This is a genomic window from Pseudomonas sp. NY15364, from assembly GCF_048068235.1.
Lineage (GTDB): Bacteria > Pseudomonadota > Gammaproteobacteria > Pseudomonadales > Pseudomonadaceae > Aquipseudomonas > Aquipseudomonas mendocina_D.
This window is the reverse complement of the sequence record NZ_JBLUPX010000008.1, coordinates 17,378-39,263: the sequence shown is the minus strand read 5'-3', so window position 1 is coordinate 39,263 and position 21,886 is coordinate 17,378. Positions and strand designations below refer to the sequence as shown.

Genomic DNA, 21,886 nt, shown 5'->3' with positions numbered 1-21,886 from the left:
GAGTACAGCGATGCGCAGACTCGTACAACTCGCGACTACAGCACTGCTGCTGATCGCCTCGACGGCGGCCATGGCCGAGCTGCAGGTCAGCGAGGCAAAGCTAAGGCTGTTGCCGGGTAACTTACCGGCGGCCGGCTATTTCACTCTGACCAACACCGGCAACCAGCCGGTGGTACTGACCGGCGCCCAGAGCACCGCCTTCCTCCAGGTGATGATGCATCGCAGCTCGCTGGAAAACGGCATGGCCAGCATGCAGCACGTCGCTCAGGTCGAGGTAGCCGCTGGCGCGACGTTGAAATTCGCCCCCGGCGGTTATCACCTGATGCTGATGCAGCGCCAACGCGAGTTGGCCCTGGGCGACCAAGTCGAAGCAAGCCTGCTCTTCGCCGATGGCCAGAGCCTGTCGGTGACCTTCACCACCGTACCGCCTGGCGCGGACTGAGGATCAGCAAATGACCACCCAAACGCCCTCGCATCTGTGGGCTCTCCTGCTCCTTGCCTGGCTGGTAGCGCTGGTGTCGACGCTTTCCGCACTCTTCATCGGTGAGGTGATGGGCCAGGCGCCCTGCGTGCTGTGCTGGTTCCAGCGCGCCTTCATGTTTCCCCTGGCGGTGATCCTGGCTATTGCCTGCTACCGCTCGGATTTCGCCGTCTGGCGCTATGCACTGCCGCTGGCCGGCATCGGTGCGTTACTAGCCTTTGTGCACGTACTGCTCTACGCCGGCTTGATTCCGCAGCCGATTCAACCCTGCACGGCCACCGGGCCATCGTGCTCCGGTGCCGGCATGACCATCTTCGGCGGCGTACCGCTGCCGGGGCTGGCGCTGTTCGCTTTCGTTCTGATCGTCATTTTGCTTGTCCTTATCCGTCGGAGAACCACCCCATGAACCGCCGTACTCTGGTCCTGATCATCAGCGTGGTGATTCTGATCGCCTTCGCTGCAGCCGCTTACTTCTACTCGCCGTCTGCGCCGCCCCCAGCGGAGCAGCCCGCTCAAGCCCAGTCCCCGGCACAGCAGGCAACTTCCAGTGCAGCCAATCTGGTTCGCTTCCACTCGCCGGTCTTCGGCCCTGCGCAGGCACCGGTCACCATCGTCGAGTTCTTCGATCCTTCCTGCGAGGCCTGCCGCGCCTTCTATCCCCATGTGAAGAAGATCCTCGACGAGAATCCCGACAGCGTACGCCTGGTGTTGCGCTACGTACTGTTCCACCAGGGCTCGGAAGAAGTCTCACGGCTGCTGGAAGCAGCTCGCAAGCAGAATCTCTACCCGCAAGTCCTGGAAGCGGTGCTTGAGGCTCAGCCAGGCTGGCATGACGATCCCAAAGTACTGGAAGCTTGGGTTGCCGCTGAGCGCGCCGGACTGGATATAGAGAAGGCTCGCGCAGACATGCATACGCCAGCCGTTGATGCGGTGCTGCAACTGGATATGCAGGATGTGAAGGCTGTAGGTGTCCAGGGCACGCCGACCTTCTTCGTCAATGGTCGTCCACTGGATAAGTTCGGCCCTGAGCCGCTGCGCCAGATGGTCGCCAGCGAAGTCGCCAAGGTCGGGAAGTGATGTCATGGGCGCATTGGAGAACCGCATTCCTCCGCCTTTAGTCGCCACCCTTTTTGGCTTGCTGATGTGGCTTGCAGCCCATCATCTGCCGGGTGCTCTGGAACTGAAAGTCGAGTGGCGTGCCAGCATAGCTCTGTTGGTGTTGCTGGCGGGCGTCGCCATCTGCTTGGCTGGCGTGCTGTCCTTCCGTGTAGCCCGTACCACGGTCAACCCGCTGAGGCCGGAAACGGCTTCGGCGTTGGTACGCTCGGGCATATACCGACATACGCGTAATCCCATGTATCTCGGCTTTGCTACTGGCTTGCTTGCCTGGTCGGTCTATCTAGCCTGGCCGCCAGCACTGCTGGGTGTGCTGGGCTTTGTGCTGTACATGAACCGTTTTCAGATCGCACCTGAGGAGCGAGCCCTTACCGGTCTCTTTGGAAATGACTTCGTACAGTACTGTCGTCAGGTCAGGCGCTGGCTTTAGCGCCAATGGATACCCTCTTCTGCCCCTGTTTGTGTAAAAGCAACGGTATCGACCTTGCTGTGATTTGATGACTTCAAATCTGCTATTAGCAGGGAAGCGTTTATCCAAGGGCGAGGCGAGACCAGCCTACTTTGCTTGCCGAGCGTCAAGATGGCTGATTGGCGGACTTAAATCCGGTGTGGTCGCGACGTTTTCATCGACGAAGCCGAGCATACCAAACTGAGTTAATGAGAACTTGCGTGGGCTTTATGCAATACCCCCTTGAAAAGGGGGCTGGCTGTCAGCGTTGATTGCGACACTCGCCATAACTTCGATAGCGGATGCTGCGTAGTTCATCGTTTGAGTCCTCGAATACCATGATCATCGGTACTGCGCCGCAGTACTCGATGTTCGGGCTCTGATAAATGACTTTGGCTACGTTCAGTTTCATGCTGTAGCTATAGTCTTGAATTTCAGGCACTGGCTTGCCGGTGCGCTCGGCATATTTCTGAGCGATCTCGACACTCTTCTGTTCGATCTGCCTGACCTTGTCCTCTGGAAAGGACTGTGCGTAAGTGTAGCCAGCAGCCAGCAGAAGAGTGATCGGAAGGAGGCGTTTGAGCAGTTTCATGAGTAGGCCCGTTGGCTAGTGTTTACAGGGCAAACATTAGCGATTCGTCCCTTACCCAGGCATTGCGCCAACATTACAATCGCGAAAGGGGGCTGGCAGGTGAGGGCACCTGCCAGCGACTGACTCAGAATGCGTACTGCAAGCGCATGACGACTCCGTCGCCGCTATCATCACCGACCGAGTTACTGACCCTGTCGGTACTGGCCTTGATGTAGTTGGCACTGATCTTTACCGCATCGTTGGCGTACCAGTTGACACCCAAGGTGTGAGCCTTGCCGCTTGCATCGCCGACTTGCCGCGTCGCGCTACTACTGGTCACGTTGTCATCTTCTACGTTGATCGAGTCGAATCGGTAGAACAACTCCCATGCGCCTAACTGTTTGTTGGCAGGTTTGATGGTGTCGAACTTGGCTCCATCGAGTTTATAGAGGCGCGGCTCACCTGTGAGCGTATAGGCCACCTGCACGTAGTAGCCCTTGGCGTCTATATCGCTGCTAGCCTGATCGGCCTTGAGTGTGCGGCTAAGGTATTCGCCCTGAATCGAAAAGGCATTCAGTGCCCATGCACCTTCTACGCCCCAAACGGCATCGTCTTCCCAAAGGTCGGCAGTGGCCGCGCTACCACCGAACAGCGCACGGTTGCCGTTGGCGCCGGCACTGTTGCCACCGTTGGTATCGACGCCGCGCATCCCCATACGCGAGCGAATGCGAGTATCCACTGCACTGCCACTGAGGTCGCGATAGGCGTACTGCAGGCCTACATGCAGAACGTTACCCGGTTGGTTCAAAGGCGCAAAAACGCTGCGAGCGTTGTAGCGTTTGACGCTGTCGCCGTCGGTATCGTTATTGTTCTCGCTGAAAACGCTGCCTGACAGGAACACGCTGTCAGCGAGTACGCTGCTGGCCTGTACGCCCATGCCCGAGTTGTCATTTGTCCATTCGGCCAGGTCGTACGAAAGGTTGCGTTCCAGGGCTGTCGTCCATTTGGAACTGGTAGCTTTTTCCAAGCCGAAGTCGGTGTAGAAACGCCCGAGCTTGATGTTCAGGGGGCTGAAACCAGTGTAGGTCACGCTGGCTTCATCGAAATAACCTGCGCTGTCGTTACCGGTGTTTCGTGACAGGTCATAGTTGACCTGGTACTTCCAGTCTTTGTAAGCAGTGCCACCCAATTCCAGGTAGGCACGACGGAAGTATGCCGCATCGGCAGCGTTGCCATTACGGGTGTAGTAGTCGTCGAACATCGCATAGTCGGCCTGTAGACGCCCACCGATCTTGAAGCTGAATGCCTTGTCGGTCGTCGCGACCTCCAGGCCACCTTTGGTCTTGATAACGATGTCAGCACCATCGGTGGTGACCGTGCCGGCCATTACCGAGAAGGCCGGCAGGCTTAGCAGAATGCCGAGTGCCAGTGGGGAGAGTTGGGTGCTTTTGATCAACATGCATGGCTCCTTATCGCCGAGTGCTAGGTGTTGGCGACGCGATGCTTTGCAGTTCGGGTGACGGTTATTGGTCTGTTTCGTGACGATTTGATTGCGGGGTGTAGGCTGGTTTTGCCAGCCCAGAGCTGGCGGGCGTTGGGGCTTTTCGGTAATCGTCCGTGGGTGGTTTCACTTCAATTACCGTTTGGTGAAACCGCAGGCTGTGATGACCCCTACGCTGAAGGTAAAGGCGATCCAGCTAGACCAGCCGAAGTTTGAGTGCTCTGTGCGGGTCACGTTCCCGCATTACAGATAAGTAATTTTCCAGCAAGGCTGGTGATAGGTGGTGGTGAGTAGGCTTGCTTGCACGCAATCACTTCTCATCTGCCTTACATGATGCTTCTGGGTCACACATCGAATCGAATACCGGGCGGCGCTTATGGGGGCTGCCGTGGCTGAGGTCGAACGGCGGGTGGCCAGAAGCTTCCTGACGACTGCGCGCTGTGCCAGTTTCAAGCAGGCTGCGCGCAGCCTGAATCTGCCTCCCATGGTGCTACGCAGGCAGTTGCAGCGGCTCGAGAAAACTGTTGGAGAGGCGCTCTTCGTGTATCAGGAGCGTGCCCTTGCTCTGACGGTGCGCGGTCGTTCTTTGCAGGCAGAGCTGGCTGCCCAGTATCAAGATTTGCGTCCAGAGGCCGGTTTGCTTGAAAAGCCCAAGCTCCGTCTGGCGTTACCTGAGAGAGTGCTCAACGATATTCTGGGACGGCATCTGGTGGCCTTTCTGCGTAGGGATGCTGGTGTGCACCTGGAGCTGATCCGCCAGGAGCGTGGCCCGTTAATGCAGAGTGAGGTCATGATCTGGTTGGCCGATCCTAATCAGACTCGACCCGACCCAGGTTTCGCCATGACGCGACCGCAGCGTCTGGCCTGCATCGACTTTCAGGCGTGCATAGCCAAGCGCTATGCGCGTGAGCGGCGCCTCCCCGCCAGCCTCGAAGATCTGAATGACTACATGCTGGTTCAGCAGGCCGATATCTCCACATCGGCCCTGTTTTCACCGTGGAATGCTCTGGTGGACTCAAGGCGCAGCGCAGTGACGCGAGTGCATTCTCAGCAGTGGGCGATGGAACTGGTCAAGCATGCCGCCTGCGTTGGTCTGATGCCGAACTACATCACTCATCTCGATGCGAACCTGCAATCGCTACCCACCCTCTTCACGCAGCCCATGAGGCAATCGATCTGGCTGTCCTGCGCACCATTGTCCGCGCAGCGCGAGGACGTCGTTGGGCTGGTGGCGTTGATCCAGGCTGCGTTCGAGGAGCGGCGGCAGTGGTTTCTGCCTGATGACGGTGAGTGAAGCTACATGGCGAACTCGACAACATGGTTACAAGAACAACGATGCCTCACCCATGACAATTGGAGAATAAAGCATGAAACGATCCACCCTGGCACTGGCCATCACGGCGGCGGCACTCAGTCAGGCTGCTTCCGCCGATTTTCTCGGAGACAGCAAGGCGACGCTCGATATGCGCAACCTCTACTTCAATGAGGATGTGCGTGATCGCGACATTCCATCTACTCAGGAGTGGGGGCAGGGATTCATCCTCAACTATCAGTCTGGCTTCACCGAAGGGACGGTCGGCCTGGGGGTTGATGCCATTGGCCTGCTGGGGGTACGCCTCGATGGCGGTGGCCGGTCGGGCAAGGCAGGTATTGATCGTAACCCTGGCGCCCTGTTCCCGCTGGATAGCGATGGTTCTGCAGTCAGTGACTATAGCAAGGCCGGTGTAACGGCCAAGGCGCGTCTTTCCAAGACCGAGTTGCGCCTAGGCACTTTGCAGCCGAAGTTGCCGGTGGTGACTTTCAACGATGGTCGCCTGTTGCCGCAGTTGTTCGAAGGTGGTCAGATCGTCTCCAACGAGATCGAAGGGCTGACCTTGACAGCCGGTCAGTTGGAGCACGCAAAAGGTCGGAGCTCGACTGACTCACGTGGCTTGTCCATCGCCGGATCCAACAATGCAACCACTGGACAGTTCGTTAATACGTTCTATTTCGCGGGTGGCGACTACAAGGTCACCAAGGATCTCACCGCTCAGTATTACTTCGGCAATCTGGAAGATTTCTACAAGCAACATTTCCTGGGATTGATCCACAACTACGCACTGGGCGGTGGCAATCTCAAGACTGACCTGCGTTACTTCTACAGCACCTCCGATGGCAAGAACAGCAGTGAGAGCGGCCGGGCTGAGGGCTATCGCAGCAACGGTTACTGGACGGTCGGTGACAGCAAGCGTGGTGAGGTAGATAACCGTACATGGAGTGCCTTGTTCACCTACAGCCATAGCGGTCATGAGCTGAGCGCGGGTTATCAGCAGGTGTCCGGCGATAGCGCCTTCCCGTACCTGAATGCTGGCGACGGGGCAACCAGTTACCTGATCACTGATCGGCAGATCGGTCGTGGCGGTAAATTCCTCAGTGCTGGCGAGCGCACTTGGCTGGCCGGCTATGCCTATGATTTTGGCAAGCTGGGTATCTCGGGGCTAAAAGCCTCGGTGATGTATTTGTCGGGTGATAACGTTGACAGCGCACAGGGTGAGCGTAACGAATGGGAACGTGACCTACGCCTCGATTACGTGCTGCAGGAAGGATCAATGAAGGGACTCGGCTTCTCTCTGCGCAATGCCAGTCTGCGTGGCAATGTTGGGGCAGACGTCGATGAGAATCGGCTTTATGTGACGTACAGCTTGCCACTGCTTTAAACCATGGAAAGTTGCCTCTTCTGTTCTGTGCAGAAGGGGCAACATGATTCACTTCAATTCGTTTTTTTCAGCATTTGATAAAGACGAACCGCTACCGTGGCTGCTCAACTGGAGTACGATGCCACAGTATGCCGTTTTTTCACTTCCTCCCTTGCAGCGCCCGAGCAATTCGCGCAACTGCGCATGCAGTGCCTGCAAATTCTGAATGCGTGCCTCGACATGAGCGATGTGTTCTTCCACCAATGTACTAATGAGTGCGCAACTCGCATGCGGCCGATCATGCATTGCCAATAATCGACCTATTTCTTCCAATGTCATATCGAGTGCACGACAATTGCGGATGAATGTCAGGCGTTCGAAGTGCAGCTGACTATATAAACGATAGTTACTGTTGTTGCGCGAGGGGCTGGGTAGTAATCCCTGATGCTCGTAGTAACGAATGGTTTCCACTGGGCAGCCAGTTAGCTTAGCGAGTTCACCAATTTTCATAATGATGCTTCCAGAGTACGCCAGCATGAGGGGCTGATAAAGCCGTTAGAGCGGCTTGCCATCATCTAGATTGATGGCTTCGTGACAGCCTGGAAATGAAGAGGTTCTTTGATTACGAAATTGTAATGCAGCGCTCATCTTCGAGTTATCTGGAGGTTGCAAGGATAGAGGGGCCAAATCCACAAGAAGAAATCGGCCTATGACAATCCCAGAACTGCCGGTAAGCATCAGGAGCAATGCATGAAAAAAAGTCCTCTAACCATGGCGATCATCTCCGCGTTGGCATTCGGTGCAAGCGCGATGGCTCAGGCATCCGAGTCTCAGGTTGCCGAAGGCTTCATCGAAGGAAGTAGCCTGAATATTCTTAACAGAAACATGTATTTCAACCGGGACTTTCGCAAGGGGGAGGCCAGGGTACTACCCAACGGTGAGCGCAGCAGCTACACCGAGGCTTGGGGGCACGGCATCATGGCTAACTTCGAGTCCGGTTTCACTCAGGGAACCGTTGGTTTCGGCATTGACGCCTATGCCGGACTGGGCCTGAAGCTTGATACCGGTGATGGACGTTATGGTCCCGGTGGTAGTGTCAACATGTTCCCGGTCGACAGCGATGATCGTGCCGAGGACTCGTATTCGAAAGTGGGGGCCGCGGTAAAGGCGCGCTTCGCTGATACGGTCGTCAAGGCCGGTGACGTATTCCCAACCACGCCCGTCGTGCACTACGGGGACTCTCGTCTGCTGCCGCAGAGCTTCAAAGGTGTGACGGTCGTCAACGAAAGCATAGAGGGCCTGACCCTGCAAGGCGGTCGTCTACATGCCATGAGCCAACCGCAGGAGAGCACTTCACGCGGTGATTTCGCGACCTTCTATGCTGGGCAGGTGGACTCTCCCTGGGTCGGCTACTTTGGTGGTGACTACGAGCTCAACGACAACCTGGGCTTCAGCCTTTACAGCAGCCGTTTGAAGGATGCCTGGGATCAGTACTACGCTGGCATGTGGTGGACTTACCCACTTTCCGAGGACCTGTCGTTGTTTGGTGGTCTGAATTACTACAACGCCACCGACGAAGGTAAGAAGCAGCTGGGTGATTTCAGTAACAACATCTATAGCGGTAGCATCGGTGTCAAGTACGGCGCTCACCGTGTAGCGCTCTCTCACCAGCGTAACAACGGCGATGACGACTTTGACTACCTGCGTCAGTCCGACTCGATCTTCCTCGACAACTCCCTTCAGTACAGCGACTTCAACTCGCCCAAGGAACGCTCCTGGATGGTGCGCTACGATCTGGACATGGCTGACTTTGGTGTGCCAGGGCTGAGCTTCATGGCGCGTTACGCGCTGGGACGTGATGCGGATTACTCCAATGCCAACAGCACCTACATGCGCACGGATGATGCCGGTAACCCGCTGACCGATCAGAAGCGCTGGGAGCGCAACCTTGAGGTCAAATACGTGTTCCTCGAGGGTTCTCTGAAGGATCTGTCCGTGCGTGTACGTCAGATGACCACTCGCGCTACTGCTTACGAAAGCGACCTCGATGAAGTGCGTGTAATCGTCGAGTATCCGCTTCAGGTGCTGTAACGACATTCAGGGGCGGCATAGCCGCCCCTCTCTGACAAGATTGTAATTTGAACCTCATGCTCATGTTAGGTGCCGATCCGTAACATGAGACTGTCTTCGAAGCATTCGTTTCCATATTTGCTCAGTCAGTCCGAGGTGCATATGAAAGTTTTTTCCCAGTTTCTGTTTATCGTGTTTCTGGGGGCAGCCAGCATGGTTGCCTCTGCAGAAGATGGCTCTGAGCGCTCTCTCAATGCCGTCAAGCAATTCCGTGAGAATCAACAGCGTATTCATGGTGACAACGCCGTTGAGCAGCAGAAGTCCCAAAGTGCTCAGAGTGAGCAAGACGATTGAGCGTATGAACTAACGCAGCCGTCCTGCTCGCTCTCTCCAGTCCATCTCTTGGTAGCTCCCGCTCCTTTGGTGAGAGATGGTTCCTTGGCGCCCCTTTGGGGGCGCTTTTTTTGTTCGTCAAAGAATTGGGTTGGAACTGCTTAGTCTTGTGGGCGCGATATCTCTCCACTTGAGTTTGCTCTATCCCAAGTTGAGTGGGCACTGATTGATAGTGGATAGTGTCTGCCGTAATAAGTGTCCATGATCCATACCAGGCGACGTTTTCCGAATAATTCAAAAGAGAGACGGTAGAGCAGTGCTTACTGGCACGACGCTTCGTCATATGTTCGAGAGACGCTTGGTATCGCTGAAAGTCTGTTGGGCAAGTGGAAGTGCTAGAACGAACAGCAGTGTGAGTGGTGAAAGTGTGGAGCTGCGCCAGCGGCTGGCTCAGGTCACCAGTAATGCGATGCTCTAAAGACGCTCGCCATCTCCTCACAGCCCACGGAGTCAAGTTTCGCGCTGTCGAGGCATTGGTCGGTCTCTATCCCGTAGCACTGATGTGCCGGCTGCTGTGGGTATTAAGCAACGGTTTCTATGCCTGGCAGCAGCGGCCTCCCTCGGTGTGAAAGATGGCGAGTCGGCGTCTGAGCAAGGAGAACCACACCATCTACCATGAGGTGAATGTCTGTAGGGGACGAAGTGGGCGGCTGAAACTGAGAAAATGTGTCGTCTGGTGAGGGGCTTGTATTCGACGTAGATGGGGCGAAAAGGGGGCGCCATCCCTGGCGCAATTCGATTAAGCAGTCTTTTCCGTTGCGCTTTGGCGGGCCTGTTCGATCAAGGGCTTTGGTAAAGGGAAGTACAGCGTAAAAACTGTGGTCTGATCTGCGATGCTGCTCACGCCCACGTGGCCATGGTGCAGGCTCATGATCGAACGCACGATGGCCAGGCCCAGCCCGGTGCCGCCATCAGCACGTGACCGTCCACGATCCACGCGATAGAAACGCTCGAACAGTTTGGGTAGGTGCTCGGGAGGAATGCCTGCACCTGGGTTGCTCACTGCCAGGGTGGCGTTCGTCGTGTTAGTGACGAGGTCAATATCGATTTTCGAGCCTTCCGGGCTATGGCGGATGGCGTTGGATAGCAGGTTAGAGATAGCTCTCTGTACCATCAAGCGATCGCCATTAATTGTTGCGTACCCTGATACGTTGAGTTTGATGTCCTTTTCTTCGGCCGTGAGGCTGAAAAGCTCCACTACTTTCTCTGCCTCTTCGTGCAGTGCAATTGCCTCGAAGGGGATAAGTGCTGCCGGATGGCTGACGTGGGCGAGAAACAGCATGTCCGATACGATCCGTGTGACCCGGCCGAGCTCCTCAGTGCAGTTCTCCAGCACCAGTTTGTATTCCTCTGGCGGGCGTTCCCGTGAGAGCGTCACCTGCGCTTTACCGATCAGATTGGTGATGGGGGAGCGTAATTCATGTGCCAGGTCGTCAGAGAATTGCGAAAGCTGTTGTACGCCACCGTCCAGGCGATGAAGCATGAAGTTGATGCTGTTAGCCAATTCGCGAAGCTCCTGCGGTAGGTTATCCAGTGGCAGGCGATGGCTCAGATCCTGGGTCGAGACGAGTTCTGCAACCTTGCGGAACTGATTCAGGGAGCTCAGGCCGCGATGAGCGATCCACCAGGCTCCGGCCGCGATCAGAGCCAGTACGAAGGGCAGGGCAATCAAGGTGGATTCGACATAGGCATGTAGCAGTGCTTGGTCAGCGGAGCGCTCCAGTGTAAGGACGGCGCGTATTCGTGATCCGTCCTTACGCAGAATAAGCTGCGAGGCGGTCAAGAGCTGCTTGTCCTGCGCATCTCGCCAATGTTCGAAGGCGATGGTCTCGCTGGCGTTTTCTATAAAGGAAGGTAGGGCCTCCTGTGTCTGGCCCACGCTCATGATTTCCTTGGGAGACGAGCTGTCATCATAAAGAGCGAGCGAAAGGCGATCGTGGCCCTTGATCAAATCTCTGATGTTGTGGGCCTGGTCACCGACTTCCGGGCGAGTGTTGATTTCTCTCATGCCATGGCGGATTTGCTGAAGCTTGTCCTCGAGGCTTTGCTCTGCAATGTAGTCGAGCTGCCGGCTTAACGAGAAATAAGCCAGCGCACTCAGCAGTGCAACCAGTATCAGGCCCAGTATTGCGACCGACAGGCTGAGTTGGCTTGAGAGTCTGGCAGGCCTCATTGACGAGCCTCCAGTACATAGCCGACGCCGCGCAAGGTGTGGATCAGTTTGTTCTCGAAAGGGTCGTCGATCTTGGCGCGCAAGCGGCGGATGGAAACTTCGACGACGTTGGTATCACAGTCGAAGTTCATGTCCCAGACCAGCGAGATGATCTGGGTGCGCGAGAGTACTTCGCCGCTGCGTCGCATCAGCAGGTGCAGCAGAGCGAACTCCTTGGTGGTCAGATCGATTCGTTGGCCGTTGCGATAGGCGCGGTGGCGGGCTGGATCCAGCTCAAGGTCGTCGACCTTGAGCACGTCTGGCGCGCTGACCTGTTCACCTCTTCGTAGCAGCGAGCGAACTCTGGCCAGAAGCTCGGGGAACTCGAATGGCTTCACCAGATAGTCGTCGGCACCGGAGTCGAAGCCTTTGAGCTTGTCGGCCAGGCGCCCGCGTGCCGTCAGCATCATCACAGGGGTGCGACTATTACGGCGAATGCTGGCCAGTACGCCCCAGCCATCGATCTCTGGTAAGTCGACATCAAGGATGATCAATTCGTAGGACGCCTGGGCCGCCATGTGCAAGCCGTCGACACCATTGGTGGCAATATCGACGACATAGCCGCTCTCGGTAAGTCCCTGGTGGAGATATTCGGCAGTTTTAAGCTCGTCCTCAACAATCAGGATTCGCATGTAGTAGTTGACCTTGGTGGGGGAGAGAAATTTTTATCGAGTCGCGATGATTGTTGGGCTTGGGGGCGATCGGCATTTGCGTGGCGGATGATGATCCCTGTAGTAACTACAGGGTCAAGCGGGAGCCCCCTGATTTAGAGGGCTACAGCCCCGTCCGTGTACGCCGCCGGTTGCTTTTATGATGCTTTTTATATGTCCAGTTGTAACTTTATGACTCGAATGATTGTTGCATTCGCGGCATGTTAATACAGCGTTATATGGCGTGGTTGGGCATTACGTATTTGTAATTTTGCAGTCACCTCGACGATAGGTGAGGCTCCCTAAATTCTGCACCGAATAAAGTTTTCGGAGGTTTCATGCATGTCTCCGAATTTATCCAGGTGTGGAGGAAAAGCCCTTGTCGAGGCGTTATTCGAGAATTGCTGAGGCACTTTGCCTCGCTGTTGCCTGCTCATTCATCGTGAGCCAGGCCGTGGCATCAACGCCGATCACCCTGGGCGACGCATGGGGGCAAGCATTGCAGACCAACCCGTCGTTGATGGCGGGTGATCGCAATGTCGGCATCGCAGAAGGTGAGCGTCGCCAAGCCGGTGTGATTCCCAATCCGGAGTTGTCTTGGGAGGTTGAGGACACCCGCAGTGCTACGAGAACCACGACGGTACAGATCAGCCAGCCTATCGAGCTGGGCGGCAAGCGCGGCGCCCGTATAGAAATGGCCGAACGCGGTATCGACAGTGCTGCGATCGGTCAGGAGCAACTGCGCAATGAGCTGCGTGCCGAGGTGGTAGGGGCTTTCCAAGGAGCCTTGTTGGCGAAGATGCGCCAAGAGTTGGCTGAGCAGTCACAGCGCCTGAGCGAGCGCGGCGTGGCGGTCGTCGATGCGCGCGTCAAGGCGGGCAAGGCCTCTGCCCTGGAGGCATCGCGCGCCCGGCTGCAGTACGAAGAGGTTCGACTTGAGGCCGCACGGGCTCGAGATCAGTACATCAACGCCATGAATCAGTTGCTGGCCTTGATTGGGGGGGCATCCGCCAGTGGTGAGCCTAGCCTCAGTGGCGATGTTACCGATATGCCCGCAATACCCTCCGAAGTCGCACTTCTGAGCCGCCTGGACAAAGTCCCGCAGATGCGTCTTGCCAGGGTCGAGATCGACCGGCAGGAGGCCGGAATCGCCGTTGAGAAAAGCCGGCGGATTCCCGATCTGACGGTCAGCCTCGGCAGTCAATACAGCAGTGAGGATCGTGAGCGCGTCAACCTTGTTGGTTTGTCCATGCCTCTGCCTCTGTTCGATCGCAACCAGGGCAATGTTCTGGCTGCCTCGCGGCGGGCTGATCAGGCGCGCGACTTGCGAAATGCTGCCGAGTTACGCCTACGCAGTGAGGTGCAGCAGGCCTATCAGCAGTGGCGAACGGCGCAGGGAGCAATTAGCGGCTTCGAAGGTGACTTGCTCGCGTCCGCGGACACCGCGTTGGAAAACACGACGCGTGGATTCCAGATGGGCAAGTTCGGTTTTATCGATGTGCTCGATGCCCAGCGCACATTGATCGACGTTCGCTCCCGTTACCTGCAGGCACTCGGCGAAGCACTCGATGCCTGGGTTCGCCTGGAGCGCATCTACGGCGATCTGTCTGCCCAAGCGGATAGCTACTGATTTCCTGTCACGACGATCGGCGCGATGCCGGTTACTGATCATCTTTTGGGGTTGTTCATGCAGAAGAAACTTGGTGTTGCCATCGCGGCGGCCCTGACCTTGGGGTTCGTCGGTGGTGCGTTGTTCTACAACGGCGGGCGCTATGCCGCAGAAATCGGACACATGCTTGCCAGTAACGACAGCGTTGATGCAGTCAAGGTTAGGCAGGTCAGTGAGGTCGAGGACGAACATGCCGACGATGATCATGGCGAGGCTGGCGATGATCACGGTGAGTCCGCGGGGGGGCATGCCGAAGAGGGGGGGCTGGTGCTGAGCAAGGCGCAAATAGCCGCTGCGGGCATTGAGCTCGTCGACGTACAAGCGCGAGCCATGAGCACATACATCTCTCTACCTGGCGAGGTGAATTTCGACGAGGAGCGCACGGCTCATGTCGTGCCGCCCAGCGCTGGCGTGGTCGAGCGCGTGCTGGTCGGGCTGGGGCAGAAGGTGGCTGCTGGGGATGGCCTGGCGACTATCGTCAGTCAGCAGGTTTCCGAGTTGCGCAGTGAAATGGCGGCTGCCGCTCGACGCGTTGAGCTGGCCCGCACGACCTTCGAGCGTGAACGCCAATTGTGGAAGGACGGTATTTCGGCCGAGCAGGATTATCTCCAGGCCCGGCAAACGCTACAGGAGGCCGAGATCGCTCTGGCCAATGCCCGACAGAAGGGCAAGACGATCAGCCCTCAGGGCGAGGCTGGCGAGGGCAGCCGTTACAACCTGCGTGCACCTTTTTCCGGTGTGGTGGTGGAGAAGCACCTGGTACCTGGCGAAGTCGTCAGTGAGACCAGTAATGCCTTCACGGTGGCTGATCTGAGTCGCGTCTGGGTCACCTTCAGCGTTTCCCCACGTGATCTGGAACAGGTGAAAGTCGGGCAGTCAGTACGTGTCAGTGCGCCAGAGCTGGGGCGCGAAGCTACGGGTAAGGTGGCTTACATCAGCCGCCTGCTGGGTGAGCAGACGCGGACGGCGACAGGCCGCATCGACCTGGATAACGCCGACGGCATTTGGCGTCCCGGCCTGTTCGTCTCGGTTGCCTTGGCGACTGAAAGCCATGAGGCCGCGGCCGTGGTGCCGGCTTCATCGATTCAGGATGTCGAGGACAAGACTAGTGTCTTCGTGCGTACCGCTGAAGGCTTCGAAGTGCGTCCGGTGACATTGGGCACCCGCAGCGATGGCTTCGTCGAGGTACGCGAAGGCCTGAAGTCAGGCGAACGTGTAGCTGCCACAGGCAGTTTCATCCTCAAGTCCGAACTGGGCAAAGGCAGCGCCGAACACGCGCACTGATCCTCACCGACGAGTATTTTTCATGTTTGAGCGCATCATTCAATTCGCCATAGAACAGCGCTTTCTGGTGCTGTTGGCCGTTTTGGCGATGGCCGGTGTGGGCGTGGCCAGCTATCAGAAGCTGCCGATCGACGCCGTTCCCGACATCACCAACGTCCAGGTACAGATCAGTACCGCTGCCGAGGGCTTTTCGCCGCTGGAAACCGAGCAGCGCATCACTTTCCCGATTGAAACGGCCATGGCCGGCCTGCCGCATTTGAAACAGACCCGCTCGCTGTCACGCTCGGGGCTGTCGCAGGTTACCGTGATTTTCGAGGATGGCACGGATCTGTATTTCGCCCGCCAGTTGGTCAACGAGCGCCTGCAAAGTGCCAAGGAGCAATTGCCCGAGGGGGTCGAGGCATCCATGGGGCCGATTTCCACCGGCCTGGGTGAAATCTTTCTATGGACGGTCGAGGCCGAGGAGGGTGCACTCAAGGAGGACGGTACGCCTTACACACCAACCGATCTGCGGGTGATCCAGGACTGGATCATCAAACCGCAGTTGCGCACGGTGCCTGGCGTTGCCGAAATCAACACTATTGGTGGCTTCGCCAAGGAGTTCCAGGTCGCTCCAGATCCCAAACGCCTGGCTGCCTACAAGCTGACGCTGGGTGACCTGCTGCTGGCGCTGGAGCGCAACAATGCCAACGTCGGTGCTGGCTATATCGAGCGCAATGGCGAGCAACTACTGATTCGGGCACCTGGGCAACTGAGCACGCTGGACGATATCGCTAATATCGTCGTGGCCAATGTGGACGGCACGCCCATTCGTGTCAGTCATGTGGCGCAGGTGATGTTGGGTCGTGAACTACGTTCTGGTGCTGCGACCGAGAATGGTCGCGAGGTCGTGCTGGGAACAGTGTTCATGCTGATCGGCGAGAACAGCCGCAGTGTGTCGCAGGCCGTGGCCGCACGTCTGGAGGAGATCAACCGTTCGCTGCCTGAAGGGGTGGTTGCGGTGACCGTCTATGACCGCACCAATCTGGTGGACAAGGCCATCGCCACGGTCAAGAAGAACCTGATCGAAGGGGCGATCCTGGTTATCGTCATCCTCTTCTTGTTCCTCGGTAACATCCGTGCGGCGCTGATCACTGCCATGGTCATTCCGCTGTCGATGCTGTTCACCTTCACCGGCATGTTCAGCAATAAGGTCAGCGCCAACTTGATGAGTCTGGGTGCACTCGACTTCGGCATCATCGTCGATGGTGCCGTGGTCATCGTCGAGAACGCTATTCGCCGTCTGGCTCATGCGCAGCACAGGCTTGGCCGCGAGCTGACCCGTAGTGAGCGTCTGCATGAGGTCTTCGCGGCATCCAAGGAAGCTCGTCGTGCGCTGATTTTCGGTCAGTTGATCATCATGGTGGTGTACCTGCCGATCTTCGCCCTGACCGGGGTCGAGGGCAAAATGTTCCACCCTATGGCCTTTACCGTGGTGACCGCCCTGTTCGGGGCCATGATCCTTTCGGTGACCTTCGTTCCTGCGGCCATTGCGCTATTCGTCACCGGTAAGGTGAAGGAAGAGGAAAACGCGCTGATGCGCGTTGCCCGACGCACCTACGAGCCAGTGCTGGCCTGGGTCATGCGGCGGCGTATGCTGGCCTTCAGTGCGGCTGTGGCGCTGGTTCTGTTCTCCGGTCTGCTGGCATCACGTATGGGCAGCGAGTTCGTGCCGAGTCTCAGTGAGGGGGACTTCGCGCTGCAGGCGCTGCGTGTCCCAGGTACCAGCCTGACGCAGTCGGTGGATATGCAGATGCGCCTGGAGGAGACCATTCTGGCCAAGGTGCCGGAAGTGGAGCGAGTATTCGCGCGTACCGGTACGGCGGAAATCGCCTCCGACCCGATGCCGCCGAACATTTCCGACAGCTACGTGATGCTCAAGCCGCGTGATCAATGGCCTGATCCGAAAAAGTCGCGTGAGACTCTGATCGCCGAGCTGCAGGCCGCTGCCGAGTTGGTGCCGGGCAGTAACTACGAGCTTTCGCAGCCTATTCAATTGCGTTTCAACGAATTGATATCGGGTGTGCGTAGCGATGTCGCGGTGAAGATTTTCGGCGACGATATGGACGTCCTCAATAGCACGGCAGCCGAAGTGGCCGAGACCTTGGGCGGTATTGATGGGGCGTCCGAGGTGAAGGCCGAGCAGACAACAGGCCTTCCGGTGCTGACCGTGGCCATCGACCGAGACAAGGCGGCTCGCTATGGTCTGAATGTCGGTGACATTCAGGAAACCGTCGCCGTGGCTGTCGGTGGGCGCCGCGCGGGGACGTTATTCGAGGGGGATCGCCGTTTCGATCTGGTAGTACGTCTACCGGAAAACCTGCGTACCGATATCGAGGGGCTCTCGCGACTGCTGATACCCGTTCCAGCAACGGGGGCAGCCACCAGCGTCGGCTTTATCGCGCTCTCTGAGGTGGCCAGTCTGCAACTGGCGCCAGGGCCAAATCAGGTCAGTCGCGAGAATGGCAAGCGCCTGGTTGTGGTGAGTGCCAACGTGCGGGGGCGTGACATCGGCTCCTTTGTGCAAGAGGCCGAAGAGAAGATTCGCAGCGATGTGAAGCTGCCAGCCGGTTATTGGACGACTTGGGGCGGACAGTTCGAGCAACTGCAATCGGCGGCCAAACGTCTGCAAGTGGTGGTGCCGGTTGCCCTGCTGCTGGTGTTCATGCTGCTGTTCATGATGTTCAACAACGTGCGTGATGGCTTGCTGGTGTTTACCGGTATTCCTTTTGCGTTGACCGGTGGCGTGATGGCGCTGTGGCTGCGTGACATACCGCTTTCGATCTCCGCCGGGGTGGGCTTTATTGCTCTGTCGGGGGTGGCGGTTCTCAATGGTCTGGTGATGATTTCCTTCATTCGTAATCTGCGCGAGGAGGGAATGGGGTTGCAGCAGGCCGTCACCGACGGTGCCCTGCAACGTCTGCGCCCGGTATTGATGACTGCGCTCGTTGCATCACTTGGCTTCGTGCCCATGGCTCTGGCGACTGGGACTGGGGCTGAAGTACAGCGCCCTCTGGCGACTGTGGTGATCGGTGGGATTCTGTCCTCTACCGCACTTACGCTGCTGGTGTTGCCTGCGCTCTATCGTTGGGCCTATCGGCGTGAGGAGGAGGCTGAGCTGAAAGACTGAGAGCGAGTATATCGCGGCGCTGGTGCGGAATTATTACGAACCGGCGAAGTGGCAATGGCTCAATGGGTTGGTAACGGATGGCGCGTAAGGCCTAGTTACCCGGCCCATTTCTCAACAGAGTCTGTCGAAAGCAGCCATTTGAAGGATACTGTAATCGCAAAAAATAAAAGTGATCCCGCGCCGATTGGCGCGGGATCTGAGCTGATACTAGTGTCGCTTACTGAAGCGGTAGGCCGCATTCTTCGCGAATCTGAAGCTCTAGATAGTAGTCTTCGTTCGGCACGCCGAATCTGCGTTCGAGCTCATCCAGCGCATCTTCATAGCAGGCTTCCTTTCCATAGTTCTTCGGGCGTGGCTTCGAGCTACCGAACGGGGCTTGATTTTTCTTGGGGCCGACATCGTTGCGATAGGCCACGGTATTGCCTTGAGCGTCATAGTCCAGATACCAGCCATTTTCGATTAGGTAATTCCCCTGGCGTCCCTGTCCAAGCAGCGCACCGGGAGTGTATCCGTCGACCTCATTTTGAAGGGCGCATCCATGTTCTCCACACTCCATGGTTAAAGTCCCTGCGGTGTGTTTTACAAAGCGCTCCCCTGTTTCCCGGTTGATGAATGCCATCTGCTTTTGGCTGGGCGTGTTCTTGCCCGCCGGCCGACAGTCGTAGACGGTGCGGGTTGGCAAGGAGCCATCGGCCCTTCTCAGGCCCAGAGTCGGGATCTCCATCTTGGTGTCACAGGACATAACGTTCATGGCGGGCGTGTAATCGAAGTACTCCACTTGTTCTGCGAAGGTAGGGAGGCTGCTGATCAGCCCCAGAGCTATGAGCGACTTCCTGAATATGGTCATGAGGACTCCTTTTCATTTATTTGGCCCATGTAGGTAGAAGCTGCATGGAGGCCATGTGGCGTAGGTGATTGCTGAAGAGAAAGGTGAGGGAGGGTTACTTCTTCTTTTTCTTGTAGCGAACGACGATCCGGTTGTAGGTCGGATACTTCTCGATCACGTAGTCAGGGCTGAGTGTCAGCAGGTTGTGCATGGCAATGCCGGTGGCCGTGAGCAATCCCAAGGCACCCGTAACACCCCCCGCGAAACTGCCTGCTGCCAAGCCAATGCGACCGGCTGTGTAAACGCGGCAGGTCAGCCCAGTGACCTCAATCTTGTTTTCGACCAGGCGAACGGCTTCGAGCAATTTGCCGCTGAGGCCTACGACCTCGAAGGACTCCTTGCGGCTGATGAGTTGAGGAAGTTTGGCGGTGGCCAGGTCATCAAAAGTGAGTTGCGTCATTTCAGTACTCCCTGTGCGATCAAAGAAATGGGTCGTAAATACCGTGGTCGTTTTAGCAGCATAACGAAACGATTCGCGGCATGCCAAGAATCTCCGCGACTCAAGATCAAGACCAAAGCCTGATACGTCTGGGAAAGGCTGTGCGTGCCCGTAGAGCGCAGCAGGCCTTCTCCCAAGAAGCGCTTGCTGATGCGGCTGGGATTGACCGTTCGCATATGGGGAAAATTGAGCGGGGAGAGCGCAACGTGACATTTCTGAACATTGCGCGGATTGCTCATGCTCTGGGCTGCAAACCTTCGGATTTACTTCTGGATGCAGACCTCTAGGTAAGGGCTATCGCCCGTGGTTAGGCGGACGGTTCGAGCTGTTGGGATTGGGCTTCGAGCTTCTCGGCGAGTGTTTGGGTGTGAACGGTGCTGTCGGGTTTCGACGCGGTGGGCTGACCCTCCGGAAAGAACTCTTCAGCAATGGCGCTGCTGTCCTCGCCGTCGTCCTCGAAGATGCCGTTACCCAGACCGACACGCGCAGTGGCATCCAGCGCGACCTGATCAAAGCCCGCTGCCTGACGCGTCTCATCCAGCTCCCGCGCAGTGAGCAACGCTTGCTCCACGGTCATGCCGCCGCGCAGCGTCAGATCGACGTAGAAGATCGGCGTGCCGTGGCTCTGCCGGGTGGATTTGCCACGTAAACGCAGCTCCAGCGGCAGGCACGCCAGGCGATCACCTGATATGGCCCGGAAGTACTGCAAACGGGCGATTAGCGTGCGGATGCTGTTGAAACCGGTGGTGCGAAACACGAAGCTGCCCAGGGCATCCTCATCGCCGATCACTACGTTCATGCGCCCGTAGGGCTTGCAGGCATTGCCCTTGGCCAGGGGGCAGGCATCGGGCGAGGGGCAGGGCAGCGATTGAACGCCGTCCTTGCTGATGCGCTTGCAGGTCTCACCGTTGCCGACACATACCGGTCGACCGTTCTGCCGATCAAACAGGGTGTAATTAGCGCGGAAATTCAGCTCCGGTTCGTTGAACAACAAGCGCACAGGAATGCTACGCAGCTTGTCGTCCTTACCCTGACGAAGCTCGTCATTGAGCGGATGCAGAAGCCAGCCGTCCTTGCCCTGCACCTGAGAGGTGATGGTGAATTGGTCGTCTTTCTCCGGCAGGCGCTTGCCGTTTTTCTCGACGACCTTTCCGATGGAAATACGCCCGAGCACGGGCGGGGTAATTGCCAGACCTTTGAGCATGATGGCGCTCCTTGAAAGCAAAAAAGGCCAGCCACACAGCGCGAACTGCATGGGCTGGCCAAGGGGAGGGATTGAGTGGAAGAGGGTGATCAGCCGATCAGAAAGCGCCGACTACCTTCTTTGAGTTTCGGATAGCGGGCCTGCAGGTAAGGCTTTTCCTGAAGCAGGCGCTCGACATCGAGCACGGTGCTGTCTTTGGCTTTGCGCCAGCTCACGTAGCCGCTGGAGAACTCAGCACGGGTCGATTCACCCATGGCTTGCTGCAGCATTTGCTTGAGCTCGGCTTCGCGCTTTTCTTTCTCGGAGATCGATTGACGCACAGCCTTCAGCTCCAGGAAGGCAGCCGCCAGACCGGCATTTCCGCTGAAGTCGACGACCTGGCCGTTGTCCTGCGGATACAGGCAACGCAGCGCCAGCTCGGCCGAGGCGCTGCCATCGGCAGGCGGTGGCGTATCCGTTTCGACGTACTGCCAGAAACGGCGCTCCAGTTCGATCAGGCGAGCAATCATCTGCTCATCCCGCTCGATGCGATGGATCTCCAGTGTCTGACCACCGAGCAACACCGCCACATCGGCCGACTGCTTACCGGTGACGGCGAGCTGGTGCATCACCTGCAACTGCACATATTCGGGGACGCCTTCTTTCCAGAGGCGTGCCCCGTTTATGCCGGCTGTCTTGCATTCGAGGATCTGCACCTCGTCTGTACCGATCACCTCGCGATCAATGTTGGCCAGCATCCAGGGCAATTCCGGATTGGGATGCTGCAGCACGGCGTTGATGCGACGTACCTTGTGTTTCGTGCGCTTGCTGTAATGCCAGGCCACGATGGGCTCCAGCACGTTGCCCCAGTAAGCCGGGCTTTCCTCGTCGTGCGGATCGGTCTTCGGCAGGTTGCTGTCGCGGCCGGTTTTCTCCAGCCACAGCTCCAACTGGGATTTGTAGGGGTTGAGACCGACCGCCGCCGCTGCATCCGAACTGCCGATGCCTTGCTTGCGGATCTGCAGCCAGTCCTCGCGCGGCAGCTCCTTGGTGCTGACCAGGCGCAGGGCAGGGCGTTTCTTGCTGGTGCTGCCATTCAATGACGTTGCTTTCATGGTGTTCACCTCGCGGACACAAAA

At 57.5% G+C, this 21,886-nt stretch carries 21 protein-coding genes; 12 read left to right on the top strand and 9 right to left on the bottom strand.

Annotated elements, in window-relative coordinates; genetic code table 11:
- Positions 1 to 10: 10 nt before the first annotated feature.
- From ACNFCJ_RS09075 to ACNFCJ_RS09060, 4 genes are read left to right on the top strand one after another with little or no spacing between them, the layout of a single operon-like run.
- Entirely contained in the window at positions 11 to 442 is a 432-nt protein-coding gene (locus tag ACNFCJ_RS09075) for a copper chaperone PCu(A)C (RefSeq protein ID WP_074941504.1), read from the top strand.
- 10 nt (positions 443 to 452) lie between these two features.
- Positions 453 to 887 carry a disulfide bond formation protein B gene (locus tag ACNFCJ_RS09070; RefSeq protein WP_074941503.1) on the top strand — a complete coding sequence of 145 codons (435 nt, stop codon included), beginning with the start codon at positions 453 to 455 and terminating at the stop codon, positions 885 to 887.
- Positions 884 to 1,558 (top strand): DsbA family protein, encoded by a 675-nt coding sequence (locus tag ACNFCJ_RS09065; RefSeq protein WP_074941502.1) that lies wholly within the window; start codon positions 884 to 886, stop codon positions 1,556 to 1,558. Before ACNFCJ_RS09070 ends, ACNFCJ_RS09065 begins: the two co-directional genes overlap by 4 nt.
- 4 nt (positions 1,559 to 1,562) lie before the next feature.
- Positions 1,563 to 2,027: a methyltransferase family protein gene (locus ACNFCJ_RS09060; RefSeq protein ID WP_074941501.1), complete on the top strand. Its 465-nt coding sequence runs from the start codon at positions 1,563 to 1,565 to the stop codon at positions 2,025 to 2,027.
- A 280-nt stretch (positions 2,028 to 2,307) separates the two neighbouring features.
- Here ACNFCJ_RS09060 and ACNFCJ_RS09055 read toward each other — a convergent pair whose 3' ends face one another.
- Positions 2,308 to 2,637, bottom strand: a complete 330-nt coding sequence (locus ACNFCJ_RS09055; protein WP_074941500.1) for a DUF2790 domain-containing protein — start codon at positions 2,635 to 2,637, stop codon at positions 2,308 to 2,310.
- A 124-nt stretch (positions 2,638 to 2,761) separates the two neighbouring features.
- The gene (locus tag ACNFCJ_RS09050) at positions 2,762 to 4,003 is read right to left on the bottom strand and encodes an OprO/OprP family phosphate-selective porin (RefSeq protein ID WP_371916944.1); all 1,242 of its coding nucleotides are present in this window, start codon (positions 4,001 to 4,003) and stop codon (positions 2,762 to 2,764) included.
- Between the two features lie 502 nt (positions 4,004 to 4,505).
- Here ACNFCJ_RS09050 and ACNFCJ_RS09045 point away from each other — a divergent pair.
- Positions 4,506 to 5,411, top strand: coding sequence for a LysR family transcriptional regulator (locus ACNFCJ_RS09045; RefSeq protein ID WP_244154451.1), 906 nt, complete (start codon positions 4,506 to 4,508; stop codon positions 5,409 to 5,411).
- Positions 5,412 to 5,484: 73 nt separating this feature from the next.
- The gene (locus tag ACNFCJ_RS09040) at positions 5,485 to 6,813 is read left to right on the top strand and encodes an OprD family porin (protein ID WP_074941497.1); all 1,329 of its coding nucleotides are present in this window, start codon (positions 5,485 to 5,487) and stop codon (positions 6,811 to 6,813) included.
- A 48-nt stretch (positions 6,814 to 6,861) separates the two neighbouring features.
- Here the strand turns inward: ACNFCJ_RS09040 and cadR are convergent, their stop codons facing one another.
- Complete coding sequence (cadR, locus tag ACNFCJ_RS09035; protein WP_074941496.1) at positions 6,862 to 7,302, bottom strand: Cd(II)/Pb(II)-responsive transcriptional regulator; 441 nt, start codon at positions 7,300 to 7,302, stop codon at positions 6,862 to 6,864.
- Positions 7,303 to 7,542: 240 nt separating this feature from the next.
- On the opposite strand from cadR, the gene ACNFCJ_RS09030 reads away from it, so the two are divergent.
- Positions 7,543 to 8,883, top strand: coding sequence for an OprD family porin (locus ACNFCJ_RS09030; protein ID WP_074941495.1), 1,341 nt, complete (start codon positions 7,543 to 7,545; stop codon positions 8,881 to 8,883).
- 141 nt (positions 8,884 to 9,024) lie between these two features.
- Positions 9,025 to 9,216, top strand: a complete 192-nt coding sequence (locus tag ACNFCJ_RS09025; protein WP_021488260.1) for a hypothetical protein — start codon at positions 9,025 to 9,027, stop codon at positions 9,214 to 9,216.
- A gap of 778 nt (positions 9,217 to 9,994) precedes the next feature.
- Here the strand turns inward: ACNFCJ_RS09025 and ACNFCJ_RS09020 are convergent.
- Both ACNFCJ_RS09020 and ACNFCJ_RS09015 read right to left on the bottom strand, forming a co-directional pair.
- On the bottom strand, positions 9,995 to 11,428 hold the full coding sequence (locus tag ACNFCJ_RS09020; protein ID WP_074941493.1) for a heavy metal sensor histidine kinase: 1,434 nt from the start codon (positions 11,426 to 11,428) through the stop codon (positions 9,995 to 9,997).
- Positions 11,425 to 12,099, bottom strand: coding sequence for a heavy metal response regulator transcription factor (locus ACNFCJ_RS09015; RefSeq protein WP_003464910.1), 675 nt, complete (start codon positions 12,097 to 12,099; stop codon positions 11,425 to 11,427). The genes ACNFCJ_RS09020 and ACNFCJ_RS09015 overlap by 4 nt, the downstream gene beginning before the upstream one ends.
- Positions 12,100 to 12,496: 397 nt before the next feature.
- On the opposite strand from ACNFCJ_RS09015, the gene ACNFCJ_RS09010 reads away from it, so the two are divergent.
- The 3 genes from ACNFCJ_RS09010 to ACNFCJ_RS09000 are packed head-to-tail and all read left to right on the top strand — an operon-like array spanning position 12,497 to position 18,239.
- Entirely contained in the window at positions 12,497 to 13,747 is a 1,251-nt protein-coding gene (locus ACNFCJ_RS09010; protein WP_074941492.1) for a TolC family protein, read from the top strand.
- 57 nt (positions 13,748 to 13,804) lie between these two features.
- A complete protein-coding gene (locus ACNFCJ_RS09005) occupies positions 13,805 to 15,070 on the top strand; it encodes an efflux RND transporter periplasmic adaptor subunit (RefSeq protein WP_074941491.1) in 1,266 nt (421 codons plus the stop codon).
- Positions 15,071 to 15,092: 22 nt separating this feature from the next.
- On the top strand, positions 15,093 to 18,239 hold the full coding sequence (locus tag ACNFCJ_RS09000; protein ID WP_074941490.1) for a CusA/CzcA family heavy metal efflux RND transporter: 3,147 nt from the start codon (positions 15,093 to 15,095) through the stop codon (positions 18,237 to 18,239).
- Between the two features lie 217 nt (positions 18,240 to 18,456).
- Here ACNFCJ_RS09000 and ACNFCJ_RS08995 read toward each other — a convergent pair whose 3' ends face one another.
- Positions 18,457 to 19,086, bottom strand: a complete 630-nt coding sequence (locus ACNFCJ_RS08995; RefSeq protein WP_074941489.1) for a hypothetical protein — start codon at positions 19,084 to 19,086, stop codon at positions 18,457 to 18,459.
- Positions 19,087 to 19,180: 94 nt separating this feature from the next.
- Positions 19,181 to 19,525 (bottom strand): hypothetical protein, encoded by a 345-nt coding sequence (locus ACNFCJ_RS08990; protein WP_074941488.1) that lies wholly within the window; start codon positions 19,523 to 19,525, stop codon positions 19,181 to 19,183.
- An 80-nt stretch (positions 19,526 to 19,605) separates the two neighbouring features.
- Here ACNFCJ_RS08990 and ACNFCJ_RS08985 point away from each other — a divergent pair, with 80 nt between their 5' ends.
- Positions 19,606 to 19,851 (top strand): helix-turn-helix domain-containing protein, encoded by a 246-nt coding sequence (locus ACNFCJ_RS08985; protein WP_074941487.1) that lies wholly within the window; start codon positions 19,606 to 19,608, stop codon positions 19,849 to 19,851.
- 20 nt (positions 19,852 to 19,871) lie between these two features.
- On the opposite strand, the gene ACNFCJ_RS08980 is transcribed toward ACNFCJ_RS08985, so the two are convergent.
- A complete protein-coding gene (locus ACNFCJ_RS08980) occupies positions 19,872 to 20,768 on the bottom strand; it encodes a hypothetical protein (protein ID WP_074941486.1) in 897 nt (298 codons plus the stop codon).
- Between the two features lie 89 nt (positions 20,769 to 20,857).
- Complete coding sequence (locus tag ACNFCJ_RS08975; RefSeq protein WP_273256784.1) at positions 20,858 to 21,862, bottom strand: YqaJ viral recombinase family protein; 1,005 nt, start codon at positions 21,860 to 21,862, stop codon at positions 20,858 to 20,860.
- Positions 21,863 to 21,886: the final 24 nt, after the last annotated feature.